We start from the raw sequence: 19,669 nt of genomic DNA, 5'->3' as shown, positions 1-19,669 counted from the left end.
TGAGTGTGAAAAAAGAGTGGATTGCTCCTCTTGCTTTATTATTTGTCTCTTTTATTTGGGGAGCTACGTTTGTTGTCGTTCAAAACGCTATGTCTTTCGTTGGTCCATTTACGTTTAATGGTATTCGCTTTTTATTCGCTGGAATTATTTTATTATTCGTTCAAATTATTTTCTCACAAAAAACTTCAAAACAAGATATAAAACATAGTAGCACGGCAGGGATAATCGTTGGTTTTTTCTTATTTGTCGGTTATTTATTGCAAACATTTGGCTTACTCTATACAACATCTTCAAAAGCAGGTTTCTTAACTGGGCTAAGCATTGTTATGGTCCCAATCTTATCATTTATCTTTTTAAAACAAAAAGCTACCATTTTCATCGTACTTGGTATTGCTGTAGCTACAACAGGTTTGTACTTATTAACAGCTGCTGATTCTTTCCAATTAAATATAGGAGATATACTTGTTCTCGGTTGTGCAGTCGCTTTCGCTGCCCATATTCTTATTAACGGCTTCTTTTCTAAAAAAATATCACCTTTATTATTAAGCACATCTCAAGTATTAGCTGTTGGTATATTTTCTTCTATTTGCGCTTTCTTGTTTGAAGATTGGGAAAAGTTATTTTCAGTATCACTATGGACGAATCAATCCTTTTTATTCGCACTCTTTCTAACTGCTCTGTTTGCAACATCTATTGCTTTTTTCATTCAAACATCGGCACAAAAACACACTTCTCCAACGAGAGTAGCAATTATTTTCGCAATGGAGCCCGTTTTTGCTGCCTTAACAGGCGTTCTCGTTGCAAATGAACAACTTTCTATTTCTGCTATTATCGGATGTCTATGTATTTTCCTAGGCATGATTTTTGTTGAATTACCTTCCAAAACAAAAAAAGAAGCGCAGGCTGCGTGAAGTTACGCTTGTAACTTCCGCATAAAAGCCTTAGCGCTTTTTTTATCTGTAATTTCTTCTTCTTTCAATCGTTCTAATAACGCAACGAAATAACTACCATCAAACTGCAATTGATGTTTAATTGTCGCTTCTATTGCTGCGTTCACAATCCCATCAGACGCTCCAGTATATCCTTGTCCAAACATAATAAACCCCTGTGCTTCCTCTGATAATTTAAATCCTTTCGTATGTAAGAATGAAAGATAATCTTCTACTGTTTGCATGTTATTCCCACCTACTCAAAAATTCTCCATCTCCTATCATACATGTTTTTACACGCTATGAGAATGAAATTTCTTTGACAACTTTGTAAATCAATCTTCTACTTCGCTTACAATGGAGGATTTTCTAACAATCTGAAGGAATATGTAAAGTGGAACTTATTTCATATTAAAGGGGAGACACGATGAAACAAGCACTATTAATTATCGACGCTCAACAAGAATTAATTGATGGAAATGAGCAAGAAAATGAAGTTTTTCGTAAAACCGAGCTATTATCTACACTAAATATAGCACTGCAGAAAGCAATAGATTCAAATGCTCTTATTGTTTTCGTAAGAGATATCGATGTTGCTTCTGGTAGTGGCGAAGGATTTGAAGTACATAATCAAATTCAAGTACCCCAGTCTGCAATCCTTATTAATAAAGCAGCAACCAATTCATTCTACGGCACTTCTTTACTTGAGCTTTTAAAAGAAGAAAACATTAATCATATTGTTATAGGCGGATGTAAAACAGAACATTGCATTGACACTGCGGTTAGGACAGCAACTGTACAAGGATTTGACGTTACATTAATTAAAAACGGTCATTCAACAACTGATTCTAACGTATTGTCTGCAGAGCAAATTATTGGTCATCACAATAAAACTTTACACGGCCATTATAACGTTGATCATTTTTCAGTTGTTAGAGATGTCGAGGAAGACCTCTTTCAACCTACTCATGACCAATATCGTGATTAAGTTGGCTATAAAAAAGAATCCTTTTCACGAAAGGATTCTTTTTTCACCCAAAAACTTGTGCTGCAATGCTATACAGTTCATTACTCCTTTTTAATAATTTATCGCTATTTTTCATCATAATTGGCGGTGTATTCACCTTTTTAAAACCAGCAATCTCTAATTCTTTCATGAAACCGTTTTTTCCTTCTGGTACATCCATTCTTAATTTTCCATTATGCCCTCTTGCTAAATCATGTACTATTCTCATTGCCATCGCATTATTTTTAGCAACGACTGGTCCTATTATTTTATTTTCCGACGTTTGTATACTTATACCGTATCCTACTACATCTTCTTTCGTATCCTTTACAACGACACACCGCTCACTTTGCATAATTCTTTGTTTTAAAAACCCGTTTCGGCTTGTCCCAAATGCGCCTTCATCTATTTTTATTATTCCTTCTAAATCACTCTCTCTATAAACCATCATATATTCTTCATTTTCTGCACATTTATGATTGGCATTGTACGAGTTACAAATATATTTAGAAACATAGCTTACTACCCTAAATCCTAATTTTTCATATAAGGGCTTCCCTTCATCCGTAGCAATAAGCATAATTGGAGTTTGAGCTGATACGCTATTCATGCATGAATTCGTTATCACCTTTCCAATTCCTCTTCCCTTATAATCTGGATGTACAATTACCATTCCGATAGATGCTAACGCCTCCCCATATAATATTATTGCTGCGCTAGCAATAAGTTCTTTTCTCTCATTCCATACACCGTATACAATACCTGAGTTGAAAATTGTTTCAACTTCTTCTCTGTTATAATCCCATCCAATATAAGAAGATAATGCTACAATATCGCCTATTTGTTCTTTCCTAAGACACTCCACCCTAATTTCTAATTCAACCATACTCCATCCCCTTATCTAGACATTTAAATCATTATTACGAAATCAACTTGTACATGTTTCCCTTTATTTGTCACACACATATGTTATTTTGACCAAGACTATATTGTAAATGAGGTGACAACATGCCCATTACGAATCGATTTTCTACCACCACTAACGGCGCACTCGCTATTACAGGCAATACTTTAGGCTTAAGTAAAATTAGTAATCAAAACCGTGCTGGTACAATCGGGGCAATTGGTGCATTCGTAACTACGAATACTGCTTTACAAGTAACTACTTTTCCTGCTGGTACAACGTTAAACTATACACAAAATAGTTCTACCGCTATTTTAAATATCCCTGCTGGTAGTACTATTCTTTACGCAGAACTCGTTTGGGGTGGAAACTATTTATCTCGTGATCAAAACATTACGAGTGTATTAGGAAACCCAGTTTCTTTTACAACACCTGTTTCAACATACTCGATTACTCCTTCAGCTGTTACAGCTTCAAATCAAACATTCGTTTCAAACTCTATTACATTTGGCTTTTACACTCGTTCAGCAGACGTAACAACTCTTATTCAAGCGGGAGGTTCTGGTTCCTATACTACAGGAGCGGTTCCTGGACTTGTAGATCCTATAGATGCTTCTAATGGAACAATTAATTCGGCTGGATGGACGCTTATCGTCGCTTATCAAAACGGGACATTGCCAGCAAGAAACTTAACCATTTATGTAGCTGGTAACCGTGTTTCTGCAGAAACTGGTAGTGCTGATGTATCTGTTTCTGGATTTTTAACACCTTCAGGTGGACCAGTAAGCGGGAGATTATTTTTAAGTTCTACTGAAGGAGATGCAGATTTAACCGGGGATCAAGCTTTATTTGGACCAAATTTCAGTTCATTAAATGCTTTATCTGGACCAAACAATGCTATAAATAATTTCTTCGGTTCTCAAGTTAATAATGCTGCAGGAAACTTAGATACAACAGGGACATTTGGAACGCGAAATCAAAGTGCTTCTACAAGTACAAACATCTCCGCAGGAAGACAGGGCTGGGACATTACTTCCATTGATATTTCTCCTTATTTAACAAACTCACAAGTATCCGCCGCAATCCGTTTAACTACTAACGGAGACGCATATATGTTAAATACAGTAGGCTTACAAATTAATATAAACTCACCAAATATACAAGCGACGAAAAGCGTGAATAAAAGTGTTGCTGCAATTGGAGATATTCTCACTTATACAGTTACTATCCCTAACACCGGGCTTCTTCCTGCCAATAACGCTATTTTTATAGATAGTCTCCCTAACGGTACTTCTTTTATACCCGGCACTGTAACAGTAGATAACGTACCACAAACAAATGCAAATCCTGCGGCTGGTATATCTCTTGGAACAATTAATAATGGTGCTTCTCGTATAGTAACTTTCCAAGCTACTGTCGTTTCTCTTCCAAGTCAAAATCCTATCTCTAACACTGCTAATATTACATTTCAATATACACCAATCGCCGGAGGAACAACTTTTAATGGTCTTGCAACAAGTAACTCTGCTGGAACACAAATTAACCTTGCAGATATTAATGGAACAAAATCAGTTAACAAACTTTTTACCGATATTGGTGAAACATTAACTTACAGTATTGCCTTAGCTAATATAGGAAATATCGCTGCAACGAATGTGATATATACGGATCCGATTCCTAGCGGGACTACTTTCATTCCAGGGAGTGTAACTGTGAACGGAGTTACTCAAGCTGGCGCAAATCCTGCTAATGGTATACCAATTGGTTCAATTGCCGCAAATTCCACTACTACTATTTCATTCCAAGTGCTCGTTCCTTCTATCCCTCAAACAAACCCAATATTAAATAGTGGAACAACAACATATCAATACATTCCTGTACCTAATCAACCAGCAGTAAGTGGGACTGATACGACAAATATTGTCTCCACTCAAGTGAATAATGCTACTGTAACAATGACGAAAGCAGTAGATAAAAATTTTGCAGATATTGGTGATACACTAACGTACACTGTTTCCTTTACAGGTACAGGTAATACAAATGCGAACAATGTTATTTTTACAGATGTCATCCCTACTGGAACAACTTTCGTTCTAAACAGTTTAACAATAGATGGCACGACACAAGTGGGCGCAAATCCCGCTACCGGCGTGAACATTGGATCCATAACAAGCGGCACAACAAAAAATGTTGCATTTCAAGTAGTAGTAAACACAATACCCACGTCAAATGTCGTATCTAATGGATCAAGCGCTTCTTATCAATATACTGTCAATCCTAGCCAATCACCTGTTACAAAAAATATTTCTTCGAATCTCGTTTCCACTCAAATTAACAATGCGAATGTAACATTAACAAAATCAACTAACAAACAATTTGCCACAATTGGCGAAACGATAAGTTATACAATCCTTATTACAAACAGTGGAAATGTAGCCGCTAATAACGTGCAACTAACTGATCCACTTCCAAACGGAACGATATTGACTCCTGGTACTGTAACACTAAACGGAGTTTTACAAAATGTAGATTCTCTCGTTGCTTTACCTATCGGCACAATTCCTGGTGGAGCTACTTTTACCTTATCCTTTCAAGTAACAGTCATTAACATTACTGCCCAAAACCCTATTATTAATAACGCTTTCGCCTCTTATATTTACACTGTAAATCCAAGTTTGCCACCGACTTCAAAAACAGCAAATTCTAATTCTGTTACATCAACAATTAGACTAGCAAATCTCCATATTAATAAATCTGTAGATAAAACGTTTGCGGAAGTTGGCGATGTATTAACTTACACCTTTGCTCTTACTAACGATGGAAATGTTGCAGCGAACAATATATTACTATCTGATTCAATTGCGAATGGAACCGCCTTTGTCCCAAACAGCGTTATAGTTAACAGTGTTACTCAGCCAGGCGTTACACCAGCTAGCATCAATATTGGTAGCATCAATGCTAATACTACAATTACAGCTTCATTCCAAGTAGTAATAACTAGCATTCCAAATCCAAACCCTATTTCAAATAGCGCTTCCATCTCCTATAACTTTATCGTTGATCCAAACACTTCACCTGTAAGTAAGAACACTACTTCAACCACTACATTTACTCAAGTAAACGATGCAAATGTCATTTCAGCCAAAACAGTGGATCGAGAGTTCGCTACCGTAGGGGATATATTAACTTATACTGTTACTTTGACGAATGCAGGAAGTGTTTCTGCTGATAGCCCTACTTTCGTAGATACGAATCCAGACGGTACTACCTTTATTCCAAATACTTTTCTTATTAATGGTGTACTTCAAAATAACGCAGATCCAAATATAGGTGTTCCGCTACCTTCCATTGCTGCTAATGGCTCACTTACTGTCTCTTATCAAGTAACCGTCAACTCTTTACCAACACAAAACCCAACATTAAATTCATCTAGTACACAGTATAGCTTTATTCTAAATCCGGGCGATCCACCAACTATAGAAACATCTGTAAGTAACACTGTAAGTACACAAATTAATTTAGCAAATGTAGTGATTGTCAAAGAAGTAGATTTAACTATCGCCGATGTCGGGCAACCAATCACATATACAATTTCTTTAGCTAATCTTGGCAATACTACAGCAAATAATGTTATTGTTACCGATATAATCCCTAATGGCTCCACTATCGTACCAAATAGTATTTTTATAGGTGGTACTTTACAACTAGGTGCAGACCCTAGTACCGGTCTCCAAGTGGGCTCCATTCCTTCGGGTGGTTTTACAACGATTGTTTTTCAAATAAGTACAAATGGGCTACCTTCACCAAACCCAATTCAAAACAGCGCTGTACTTCAATATAGCTTTATCGCTGATCCAAACTTACCTGCTCTTGTTAGAAACACTGCTAGCAATATAGTAACTACACAAATTAATACTGCTAATATCGTTGCTACAAAACTAACGAGTACAAACTTCGCTGATATTGGTGATGTAATACTATATGCGACTATTTTAACGAATAACGGGAATACCCCTGCTGCTAATGTAACATTTACAGATATCATTCCAGCGGGTACCCTCTTCATTCCTAATACTGTAACGATTAATAATGTCCCTATAGCTAATGCAAATCCTGCTAACGGCATTTCAATTGGTACGATAGGAGCGAGTTCATCAAGCACCGTTGCATTCCAAGTTTTTGTACCAACTATCCCTGCTGTAAACCCGATTACAAATCAATCCGGCACAACATTCCAATATACGTATGATCCATCCAAACCAGCTGTAATGCAGATGGTTGCTTCTAACACTGTACAGACAACTATTAATAACGCCTCAATTGCCGCTACTAAATCGGCAGATAAACAGTTTGCTAACGTAAATGATATTATTACGTACACGACTACTTTAACGAATAACGGGAACACACTTGCATCAAATGTAATATTTACAGATGTAATTCCAAACGGGACATCGTTCATCCCTAATAGTGTTACTGTAAACGGGAATACACTGCCTAATGTCAATCCAGCAAGCGGAATTGCAATCGACCCAATAAATCCGAATGCAAATACGATTATCTCATTCCAAGTACAAGTAAATTCTATCCCGAATCCAAATCCAATCCCGAACCAAAGCAATACAACGTACCAGTATGTCGTAGATCCTAACTTACCTCCAGCATCCGCCAATACGTTAAGTAACGTAATAACAACTCAAATTAATAACGCTACTATTGTCGCTACTAAGTCTGTGAATACACCGACAGCTGCAATTGGTGATATCGTTACCTATACGATTGCAGTAACAAATACGGGTAATATCCCTGCTAGTGCAACTGTTTTAACAGATGGGCTTGGCGCAGGAGCTTCATTTATCCAAAACTCCGTAACTATCAATAATGTTCCACAACCAGGATTAGATCCGTCACTTGGTGTTCACTTGGCAGATATTTCGCCAGGAGATACTGTATTCATTACTTTTCAAGCACAAATTTTAGCTATACCACCTAGTGGCACATTAACAAATAATGCTCTTGTAAATTATGAATATACCGTGAATCCAAACCAATCTCCTGCTGTTGGTAGCACCGTAACAAATACAACAGTTACACCAATTATTGACGCTACTTTAGTAATAAATAAAAGCGCTAGTACAACTTTCGCTACAATTGGTGATACAATTACATTCACTTCATCTATTACAAACACCGGAAATACTATTGCGAACAACATTATTTTTACTGATACAATTCCAAACGGTACTACCTTTATCCCAAATAGCTTTAAGATAAATGGTGTAACCGTTCCGAATGCAAATCCACAAAACGGTATCAATATTGGTAACTTGAATTCAAATGCATCTGCTACACTCAGTTTTCAAGTAAACATTACAACACTTCCAAACCCTAATCCAATCCCGAACAAATCATCGCTTCAATATAGCTTTATTGTAGATATAAATGAACCGCCAGTTTCACGAACAATTAAATCTAATAAAACTTTTACACAAGTAAATACTGCTTCTGTTATCGCAACAAAAACTGCAAGCAGTGCTTTTGCTGCTGTCGGAGATACAATTACGTATACAACTACCCTCACTAATAGCGGAAATACTACCGCAAACACACCTGTTTTTATCGATATATTACCACCTGAACTTTCATTCATTCCCGATAGCGTACAAATTAATACCATCCCACAACTTGGATTTAGACCAGATAGCGGGATTTCTTTAGACTCAATTCCAGTTGGAGGAACGACAACAATTAGCTTTCAAGCTATCGTTGGCTCAATACCAGTTACAAACCCAACTTTGAACCAGTCTAGCACGACATACTCGATCATTGTTGATCCTACCCAGCCGCCGGTGACAGAAACAGCTACAAGTAATCCAACTTTAGTTCAAATTAACGAAGCGATTATTCAAGCAACGAAAAGTGTGGATCGGCTATTTTCTGACATAGCACCTGGAAATTCATTTTTAACGTATACAGTTTTATTAGAAAATGTAGGAAACACAACTGCTACGAATATCATTTTTACAGATCCGATTCCAAATAACGCAGTATTTATAGAAGATAGCGTTCGAGTAGGTGGAGTTTTATTACCTGGAGTAAATCCAGCGAATGGGATACCAATTGGGGATATTATTGCAGGAGATTTTATAAACGTTACCTTCCGTGTGCAAGTAGTTAGCATTCCAAATCCAATTTTCACAATTGGACCAGGCGGACCAAACTCACCGGTTGTAAACGGCGCTTCCATTAATTATCAATTTATGACAGGTCCAAACTTGCCACTCGTTTCAAGAAGTACGACATCCAATCCGGTTTCGACACAAATAAATTCTGGGGAAATTGTGGCAATCAAATCTGTAGATAAAACTTTCGCTACAATTGGCGATACAATTTCTTATACGATTACATTAAGTAACCCTGGAAATGTCACTTCACAAAATATAATTTTTACGGATACTTTACCTGATGGAACGACATTCATATCTGGCACTCTTACAAACGATTCTGGTACACAGCAAATCGGAAATCCAACTAACGGGATTCAGATTGGAAATATAAATCCGAGTGGAACGGCCATTATTACTCTCAATGTACTTGTTACAAACATTCCAAGTATAAACCCAATTTCTAATTTTAGTTCTGTACAATTTCAGCATATTGTCGATCCAAATCAACCAGTTATAACTCAAACTGCTTCATCGAATACCGTTACTACGACAATAAATAGCGCAATATTAACTACCACAAAAAATGCTGATAAATCCATTATTTCTGTTGGCGATACGATTACGTATACATCTACTATTACAAATACAGGAAATACAACAGCAACGAATATTACATTCACAAGCGCTATTCCAGCTAACACTACATTTATACCAAATTCTTTCACAATCAATGGTATACCGCAATTTGGTGCACGGCCAGCGCTCGGAGTAACTATACCAAATATCGCTACTGGTAAAACAGTAACCGTTACTTTCCAAGTAAATGTTATTTCTGTGCCTCCTTCAAGTTCAATTATGGATAACGATACAATTTTATACTCTTATACTGTTGATCCAAGTGCCGCTCCTATTACAACTTCTACTTCAACGAATATCGTTACAAACCCGGTACTAGATGCTATGATAACGATGGTAAAATCGGTCGATCAAACAATTGTTACACTAGGTGATACTATTACCTATACAACCATTTTAACGAATAATGGCAATACAAATGCAACGAATATTACTTTCACTGATCTTATTCCAGACGGCACAACTTTCATTCCGAATAGTGTCACAATCAATGGCAGTACACACATCGGACTCGATCCTAATACAGGTATAACAATCGGATCAATTGCTCCTAACAACTCAATATCTATCGCATTTCAAGTTACTGCTACTTCTACACCAAACCAAAATCCTGTAGCCAATTCCGCTACTGCGTCTTACACATTTATCGCTGATCCAAATGCACCGATCGTTTCAAGAAACGTTACTTCAAACACAGTGTTTACTACGATTAATACAGCTAACATTCTTTCATTAAAACAAGTCGATAAATCCTTTAGTCGTATTGGAGACACACTCACTTATACTGTCGTTTTAACAAACAATGGAAACTCATCTGCACAAAATGTTATATTTACAGATACAGTGCCAAGCGTCACTACATTTATTGCAAACACATTTTCTATTAATGGAGTTCCTCAAAGTGGGGCGGATCCATCGAACGGTGTGAATATTGGGACAATAACAGCCGGGACTACAGTAACAGTTTCGTTCCAAGTTACTGTAACATCATTACCAAACCAAAACCCAATTGTAAATTTCTCATCAACATCGTATCAATTAGTCTCACCGCCTGATGCAGAAACTTCAATTAGTAATCCTGTTTCAACACAAATTAACGAAGCAATATTGTCTATGACGAAAAATGAAAGTGTATCCTTTGCAGATATCGGGCAAACTGCTTTTTATACTACTTCTATTACCAATGTAGGCAATACCGATGCAACTAATATTGTATTCACAGATGCATTACCAAGTGGACTCACATTTGTTCCTAACACATTAACTGTCGATGGCGTTTTACAACCTAACGCGGATCCAAATACAGGTGTATTACTTGCAACACTTCCACCAAATGAAATATATAGTATCGTCTTTCAAGTTACAGTAAACAATATTCCTCCTAGTAACCCAGCACCAAATACAGCATCAACGACGTATGAATTTACTGTTGATCCTGTTAATCCTCCCGTTTCAAGTGCAGCTACTTCCAACACTACACTCCTTCAAATAAACAACGCAACTATTATTAGCACCAAAACAGCAGATCTTACTTTTGCGGATGTTGGTAATACAATAACATTTACACTTAACCTCCCTAATACTGGGAATGTGACCGCAACTGATGTAACTATTATCGATATACTTGATAGCAATTTAAGTTTCGTTCCAAATAGTTTCACAGTTAATGGGCAAACCATTCCAAACGCCGATTTATCAACTGGTGTAAATATTGGTTCCATTAATGGTGGTAATACGGCAATCGTTACATTCCAAGCAACTGTTATTACACTTCCAACACTTAATCCCATTTCTAACTCTGCTTCTACCACATATCATTATGTCGTTGATCCTAGCCAGCCACCTATTACAACTTCCAATCAATCTAATACAACGACAACACAAATTAATAGCGCTATCCTTACTGCACAAAAAAATTCAAATGTATCTACGGTAGATATCGGGCAGGATATTACCTACACCGTTACAATTACAAATAGCGGAAATGTGAGTGCAACGAATGTTATTTTTACCGACCTTATTCCAGACGGAACTTCCTTTGAACCGAATAGCTTTACACTGAACGGAACTAGCATCCCAAATGCAGATATCATTACAGGCGTTCCAATCGGTGATATCGCGCCAAACGAATCTGTCATCGTAGCATTTCACATTATCGCCAATGGAATTCCGCCCATAAATCCAATTACTAATCAAGCTAGCGTTAGCTTTCAACATATCGTTAATCCTGCTAATCCTCCAGTTTCAAAAAATATTATTTCTAACAACTTTACAACAAAAATTGAAAGTGCTATTTTAAATACTATTAAAATAGGAGATAAAACTTTTGCAACGATTGGTGATACAATTACGTATACAACGACTATTACGAACACAGGCAATATTCCTGCTAACAATGTTGTATTCTCAGACCCTATACCATCGTGGACACAATTTGTTGTAGGATCAGTTATTGTTGATGGCACTCCATTACCATCGGCTTCTATCATTGACGGTGTTGGCATAAATACAATCAATCCAAATCAAACTGTTACAATCATATTCCAAGTACAAATCGTAAGTAATCCAACAACGTTCACACCTGAACTCCAAAACTTAGGATTTGTTAACTTCCAATATAACGTAGGCAATGTATTACTGGCTCAGCCTGGCAATGTGGAAACGAATGTCTTCGTTACTTCTATTAATACAGCAATACTTTCAGCTGTAAAAACTGCTAATACAGCCTTTGCAAATATTGGAGATACGATCACTTATACAGTTTCGATTCAAAATAACGGCAATACAAACGCTACGAATGTAAATTTCTCAGACCCAGTTCCAGCAGGAACAATCTTTGTTGAAAATAGTTTTGCTGTAAATGGAAATACACTTCCAGGTGCAAATCCAAATAACGGAGTGAATATCGGAACAGTTAGCGCAGGTAGTTCCTTAACCGTTACTTTCCAAGTCATAGTTACATCAACTCCACCTTCAAATCCGATTACAAACGTAGCATCTATTCAATACGCATTCATCGTTGATCCGGCCTCTCCTCCTGTTACAGGCACGATAAATTCTAATAGCGCTTCAACACAAATTAATAACGCAACTGTTACAACTGTTTTACAAGCAAATCGAACAATCGTATCTATTGGAGATGTAATTACGTATACAGCGACATTAACAAATACTGGAAATTTTCCTGCAAACTCTGTATTACTCATTAACGGAGTTCCTGAAGGAGCATTATTTGTTCCAAATAGTGTTACGCTCAACGGAATTTCACTTCCAGATGCAAGTCCAACTCTCGGTATTCCAGTTGGTATTATCGCACCAGGTGATTCTGCTACTATTACGTTCCAATTTCTTGCAAGTTCTATCCCGCCGCAAGGAGCGATTATAAATCAAGCACTTACAAGTTACACGTATATTGTCGATCCAAGTCAACCTCCAGTTACAGCAACATCCTCATCTAATACAGTTAATACAGCTGTTGTTGATGCATCATTATCCGCAATTAAAAGTACAGATTCTCTCGTACAATCTACTGACGGTACAATCACTTACACAGTAGTCGTTCAAAATAACGGAAATACTACTGCAAATACAGTTACTTTAACAGATTTGGTCCCAGAAGGAACTGCATTTATTCCGAATAGCGTAACTATTAATAGCGTTTCCGTTCCAGATGCTGATCCTAACGTAGGAATACCATTAAACTCCATCACACCGTCAGAAATCGTCACTGTAACATTCCAGGTTATCGTTCAATCTATTCCAAGCGTGAACCCAATTTCTAATACAGCCCGTATTGACTACACTTTTATCGCCGATCCAACTGCTCCTATCATCTCTCGAACAATTACGTCTAATCCCGCTTTCACACAAATTTCAGATGCGACTATCCTTTCTTTAAAAGGAGTCAATGCACAACAAGCAACAACAGGTGATATTTTGACTTATACGATAACACTAGAAAATACCGGAAATATTCCAGCTACTAATCTCATATTTTCAGATACTATTCCCCAAAATACTACATTCGTAGAAAATAGTTTTACACTTAATGGAACAACTATACTTGGTGCCAATCCAAATGTAGGTGTTACTTTGCCTACCCTAGTAGCAAACGCTACTCATCTTATTTCGTTCCAAATTCTTATTAACGATTCATTCTCGCAAGAATCGATTACAAATCAATCCAATACAACATATACAATCCAACCAGACCCAGGGCAACCGCCTATTACTGAAACATCTACTAGTAATATCGTCATTACAAATTTCGTGCAAGCACAATTAACAATTATAAAAACATCCAATCCAACAACTGTAGATATCGGTGGAACTATACTTTATATTTCTGAAGTGAAAAATATCGGTAATGTTGACGCAATAAATATTAATTTCACAGATTCTATCCCAGCTGGGACTACATTCGTTCCCGATAGTGTCACAATTAACGGTGTCCTTCAGCCAGGTGTAAATCCTGAAAACGGAATACCGATTGGAACAATTCCAGCAAGCAGTTCCAAAACGATACTATTTCAAGTGCAAACAAATAATCCACCGAATGAAACTGAAATTGTAAATCAATCTTCAGCAACTTACCAATATGTAAGTATTCCTACAGCCCCACCAGTAAATCGCTCTGCAAATTCTAACATTGTTACAACATCACTTCAAAATGCAAATATTATTTCTGTTAAAAGCGCGGATGTAAATTTCATATCAATCGGGCAAATGATTACCTACACAAATACACTACAAAATATAGGAACCGTTCCAGCTAACAATACCGTGTTCATTGATAACATTCCAGAAGGTACTATATTCATTGAAGATAGCTTAGCAATAAATAATGTAATTCAGCCTGGCGTGAATCCTGAAAACGGAGTAACTCTCGGCACGATACAACCAAATGAAACAGTCACTATTTCATTCCAAGTACAACTTACAAATATACCAGAGGGCAATACAGTCATTAATATTTCAGACACTTCGTACGAATACCAAATTGACCCTAGTTCTCCAATTATTCAGCGTAGATCGTTATCAAATGCAGTAAATACTGAAGTGCGAACGGCAAATGTTAATGCAATTAAATCTGCTAACAGATCCATTACACGTATCGGTCAAATCATCACATATACAGTCGCAGTTACAAACGCCGGTACAATACCTATTACAAATACTCTCCTACTTGACGCAATTGCTTCTGGCACCACATTCGTTCCAAATAGCATTCTTGTAGATGGCGTACCAAGACCTAACGAAAATCCAATTACCGGTATCAATCTTGATATAATTCTTCCAAATAATACGATTATTGTTACGTTCCAAGTAAGCGTAGTTTCTATACCGCCACAAAATAACATTAATAATATCGCCGTCATTCACTATGAGTATCGACCAGACCCAAGCACACCACCAATTTCAGAAACGACCTCTTCCAATGCTACAAACATACAATTTATTGATGCTATTCTTATTGCTACAAAATCTGCTAATACTGTATTAGCTACTATTGATGAAACCATTGAATATACAGTATTCATTCAAAATAATGGATCGGCTACAACTAACTCCATCTTTTTTACAGATACTATAGCAGATGGAACAGTATTTATTCCAGGAAGTGTAATAGTTAATAATACTGTACTTCCTGCAGCAGATCCGAATATCGGCTTTTCCATTCCTAATGTCGCAGCAGGTCAAATGGCTACAATAACATTCCAAGTTTCCGTTACGAATTTACCTACTGTAAATCCAACACCTAATACTGCAAACATCGCCTACGACTTTATTTTCAATCCTGACTTTGCACCAATTCAAAAATCTACTACTTCCAATACTACTTTCGTTCAAATTAATGATGCTGATATCGTTTCACTTAAAACTGTTGATTTAACCTCTGTAACGATTGGTGACATTTTAACTTATACAACAACTTTAACGAATACAGGGAATACGGATGCCACTGCTGTTGTATTTACAGACAATATACCTGATGGAACAACCTTTATTGACGGTAGCGTTTTAGTAAATAACATTCCTCAGCTTAACGCCAACCCAAGTGTAGGTATACTTGTGGGAACGATTGCTCCTAACATTTCTATCCCAGTCACATTTTCTGTTACCGTCGTAGCTCTTCCTGCTAGCGGTCATGTTCAAAATCAATCAACTTCTCGTTATACAATAAACGTGGAAGAACAAATATCGACTAGCAATATTACCTTCACTGAAGTTATTTCCGCTAATGTAATTGCGACAAAAACAACACCTATCCAATATGCTGACTTACAAACTATCATCCCTTATACAATTTCCATCATAAATAACGGAAATATACAAGTCGAAAACATTATTGTTACAGATATTATCCCGGCAAATACGAGCTTTATAGAGAATAGTGTTATCGTGAACGGCAACGCTCGGCCAAATGACAACCCTCTTAACGGTATACAAATTGATACCATTCCACCTAATACGACAGCAACCATTCTATTCCAAGTACGGGTTACTTCGATTCCACAAACAAATCCAATCTCTAACACGAGTACAATTGAATATGAATACACGGTACCAGATCGACCACCTATTACCGAAACTATTATTTCATCAGCTGCCGCAACAGAAATTAATCACGCAAATTTGAATAGTAATAAAGCTGTTGACCTTACATTTGCAACGGTTGGTGATACGTTAACGTATACGATTACACTAAGTCAAACCGGTAATGTTGCAGTAAATGATGTAATCATTCAAGATATTATTCCTCAAGGTACTACGTTTATAGAAAATAGCGTCATTGTAAACGGAGAAACTCTTCCAGGAGTGAATCCAGTAAGCGGCATACCAATTGGTACTATAACTATTGGTGGAGATGCTATCGTTTCATTCAAAGTAACTGTGACTTCTATTCCAACACCAAATGAACTAAACAACAACGCAATTACTACTTTTAACTATATAGTCAACCCAAATAACGTACCTGTTACAAATACGACTACAACAAACACCGTCACAACTACTGTCCAAAATGATAATGTCATTGCCATAAAATCTGTTGATGTAACGAATGCCTTACCTGCTCAAACTTTAACGTATACAATTACGATTATGAATAGCGGTAATGTAACGATTGAAGACCTTCTTGCTATAGACACCATACCAATAGATACGACTTTTGTTGCTGGTAGTGTTACAATTAACGGAATCAATCAGCCTAATGAGAATCCTGAAAATGGTATTACGTTAGGAAATCTTGCTCCTAATGACTCTGCTATTATTACGTTCCAAGTGACAATATCTTCTTCTACTCTTCAACCTACAATTAATAACGATGCTTCTGTTTCCTATACCGTTATCATTGATCCAACAAAACCACCTATTACAATTACAAAGCAAACAAATACCGTTACAACGACAGTCATTGATCCGATGGTTCGTATTGAAAAAACAACTGACAAATCTATTGTCGTTATAGGGGATATCATTACATTCACATTAGCGGTATTTAATCACTCCCCAATTCCGACAATCAGCACTTCTGTTATAGACACAATTCCAGCTGGTACAACATTTATAGAAAACAGCGTAACAATTAACGGTACTCCCGTTCCAAATGTTCGTCCAGACACTGGTATTAATATCGGCTCTTTACCTGCAGATTCAGTAGCAACTATAACATTCCAAGTTCTCGTAACTTCTATTCCTTCAAATAGTACAATTATAAATTCTGCAACAGTTACCGCTGCCTTTCAATTGACACCACAGGATCCAATTATTACTTTCATTGTTAATTCAAATATCGTTCGTATACCAGTTCAATTTATAACTACAACAGTCACGAAAAATGCTTCCGTCAGCTCAGCTTATTTAAATCAATATTTTGATTACACGGTGCGTATTACAAATACTTCCGAAATTTCACTCTCAAATATTTCTTTACAAGATACCATTCCAGCAGGTTTACAATTTATAAACGGCACTGTCTTTATTAACGGTGAACGCTCTCCACTAGCGAATCCGAATATCGGTTTCCTAGTTGCCACTAATTTAGAGCCAAACGAAACAATTATCGTGTTATTCACAGTACAAGTAATAAGTCCACCTGTTAATAATCAATTTAAAAATACGGCCAATATTTCGTTACAACTTCAAGTCTCGCCTACCGATCCACCAATTACAGTAACCGTTACAAGTAACGAAAACATCGTCACCTTTGTTCCAGAAAATCCAGATGAAACACTTCCAAATTTAAATTGCTTCTTTGACGGTGAACGCTTCATTCGCATTACTCCTCGAAATGTACGAAATTACCTTTGGACTTGGATTTTGTGGAAGTAATTTAAACAAAAAAAGAGATTGTAGTTTGGTTGAAACCAAATTACAATCTCTTTTTCATTACCTTTATCACACTACAATGGAACTCGTCCAAGGATATATAATTAAATATCATCTTAAGTTACCTTAGTCGTAATAAGTTGGCCAGCTTCATTAATAGTAACTTTCCACTTCACTCCACTAGCAGTCTTCATGATTATACCTTTACTTGCCTCTATTTCAATATCTCCAAACATTCTTCCGCCAGTTGTCGCTAACCAAGCACTCCCATTTTCCATAGAAGATCTTGCAAAGATACGATTAATTCGAAAACGTTTATGATCTTGGGAATAACCACTTAATGTAATTCTAACTTTATATAACTGACTCGCCTTCATATTCGATATAATTGTATCACCAACGTTTAATGGAACATCCAACGCGATAACCCAACTTCCAGTTGCACTTAATGCATATTCAATTTTAATTTTCTTTGGACTCTCTCCCCACCCAAAATACATTCCAAAACAATTTAACATTTGTATTGGTTTTTTCGTAAAATCCAGTTCAATTACAACTGGATTACTATCTGGAACGTCAATATAGTTTACACTTTGTTCATCTATTAAATTAAAGCAATTTGTGAGATTCCCCCCGTACGGCACTTTCCCACTTACTTGCTTAACATTATATTTCTGCTGAGCATTTACTAAAATATCATCTTGGTTTCCTATTAAATGAGGTCTATTTAACGTCAACGGTAACTGAATTCGTAGGGATTCTTCATAAGTAGACTTACAAACATTGTATTGTCCTTTATCTACAATAGTTGTCGAAAGCAGATTTGAAAAAAGGTAGTTACGATGAGAATTGGAAGAAAATTCAATAACAATTTGTTCACTACTCATCCGGTACGTATCCCAAATCATACAATCAAATGTATTATATGCACCTGAGCAACGAATTGCTTTTTTCGTTTGTTGTCTACATTGCACTTGAATATCATGAAACGTATTTCCTGAACTTTCATTTGGCAAATCACTATTTCCATCGACTTCAATCCCATACACACATCCATCAATAAATATAGATTGAAATACATTGGCGTTAATCCAACAAGGTGTATTGATATCATCTATATACTCTGTTTTCAAATATATTGCAGTTTGAAAGTTTTTAATTTGAATAAATTTAACTTGAAAGAAACTAATATAATCCCATGCCTTTTGACAATAAAAATGTATAGCTTTTCCTTTATACGATGGAGTTGTATTTATTATATTTATATTTGATATAACAGATTGATTAGGTAGTTCGATTTGTTGTGAACCAGAAACATAAATGACAGCAGATTGAAACAATGAATTTATAACTTGAATAGTACCACCAACAATCGAAGCGTTACTTTGTAGCTCAAACGCATTAAAATCCCCATCAATTTGCAGCGTTACGGTAGGATCTAATTCTAATCTTACGTTTGATTTAATAACAATCGGCTTTACAATTTTGTACGTATTTACCCCTGTAATTCTAACCGTCGAAATTCGATTCGCTACACAATAATCAATAGCTTGCTGAATTGCTAATGAGCTATCATTTCCCGAGTTTGGAACTGCGCCAAAACAATCGATGTGAACGCTACCTTCTGGCGCACAATCTTCTTGGGAAGAAATATATTCTGACAAAATAAATTCACTCCTCATATTACCTTTTTTCA

Annotated in this window: 6 protein-coding genes; 3 read left to right on the top strand and 3 right to left on the bottom strand. The window is 36.5% G+C overall.

All coding sequences use genetic code 11. From position 1 onward, the window contains the following. Positions 1–5 precede the first annotated feature (5 nt). Complete coding sequence (locus tag ACW0JX_RS08125) at positions 6–911, top strand: DMT family transporter (RefSeq protein ID WP_000712599.1); 906 nt, start codon at positions 6–8, stop codon at positions 909–911. A gap of 2 nt (positions 912–913) precedes the next feature. On the opposite strand, the gene ACW0JX_RS08120 is transcribed toward ACW0JX_RS08125, so the two are convergent. Then, the gene (locus tag ACW0JX_RS08120) at positions 914–1,174 is read right to left on the bottom strand and encodes a DUF6123 family protein (RefSeq protein WP_001195212.1); all 261 of its coding nucleotides are present in this window, start codon (positions 1,172–1,174) and stop codon (positions 914–916) included. Between the two features lie 182 nt (positions 1,175–1,356). Here ACW0JX_RS08120 and ACW0JX_RS08115 point away from each other — a divergent pair, with 182 nt between their 5' ends. Continuing rightward, entirely contained in the window at positions 1,357–1,917 is a 561-nt protein-coding gene (locus ACW0JX_RS08115; protein WP_098976434.1) for a cysteine hydrolase family protein, read from the top strand. A gap of 43 nt (positions 1,918–1,960) precedes the next feature. Here ACW0JX_RS08115 and ACW0JX_RS08110 read toward each other — a convergent pair whose 3' ends face one another. After that, positions 1,961–2,821 carry a GNAT family N-acetyltransferase gene (locus ACW0JX_RS08110; protein WP_095691141.1) on the bottom strand — a complete coding sequence of 287 codons (861 nt, stop codon included), beginning with the start codon at positions 2,819–2,821 and terminating at the stop codon, positions 1,961–1,963. A gap of 122 nt (positions 2,822–2,943) precedes the next feature. Between ACW0JX_RS08110 and ACW0JX_RS08105 the strand changes: the two genes are divergently transcribed. Then, positions 2,944–17,976: a DUF7507 domain-containing protein gene (locus ACW0JX_RS08105; RefSeq protein WP_459245547.1), complete on the top strand. Its 15,033-nt coding sequence runs from the start codon at positions 2,944–2,946 to the stop codon at positions 17,974–17,976. A gap of 113 nt (positions 17,977–18,089) precedes the next feature. Here ACW0JX_RS08105 and ACW0JX_RS08100 read toward each other — a convergent pair whose 3' ends face one another. Then, on the bottom strand, positions 18,090–19,637 hold the full coding sequence (locus ACW0JX_RS08100) for a glycoside hydrolase family protein (protein WP_141241092.1): 1,548 nt from the start codon (positions 19,635–19,637) through the stop codon (positions 18,090–18,092). Between the last annotated feature and the right edge of the window lie 32 nt (positions 19,638–19,669).

The sequence above is a fragment of the Bacillus sp. C-3-6 genome (assembly GCF_054509685.1).
Note: the sequence above shows the minus strand (reverse complement) of the source record. Positions and strands in the feature narration are given on the sequence as shown.

Coding starts and splice junctions, on each gene's coding strand:
- ACW0JX_RS08110 (WP_095691141.1), bottom strand. CDS start 2,821: ATGGTTGAATTAGAAATTAGGGTGGAGTGTCTTAGGAAAGAACAAATA.
- ACW0JX_RS08105 (WP_459245547.1), top strand. CDS start 2,944: ATGCCCATTACGAATCGATTTTCTACCACCACTAACGGCGCACTCGCT.
- ACW0JX_RS08115 (WP_098976434.1), top strand. CDS start 1,357: ATGAAACAAGCACTATTAATTATCGACGCTCAACAAGAATTAATTGAT.
- ACW0JX_RS08120 (WP_001195212.1), bottom strand. CDS start 1,174: ATGCAAACAGTAGAAGATTATCTTTCATTCTTACATACGAAAGGATTT.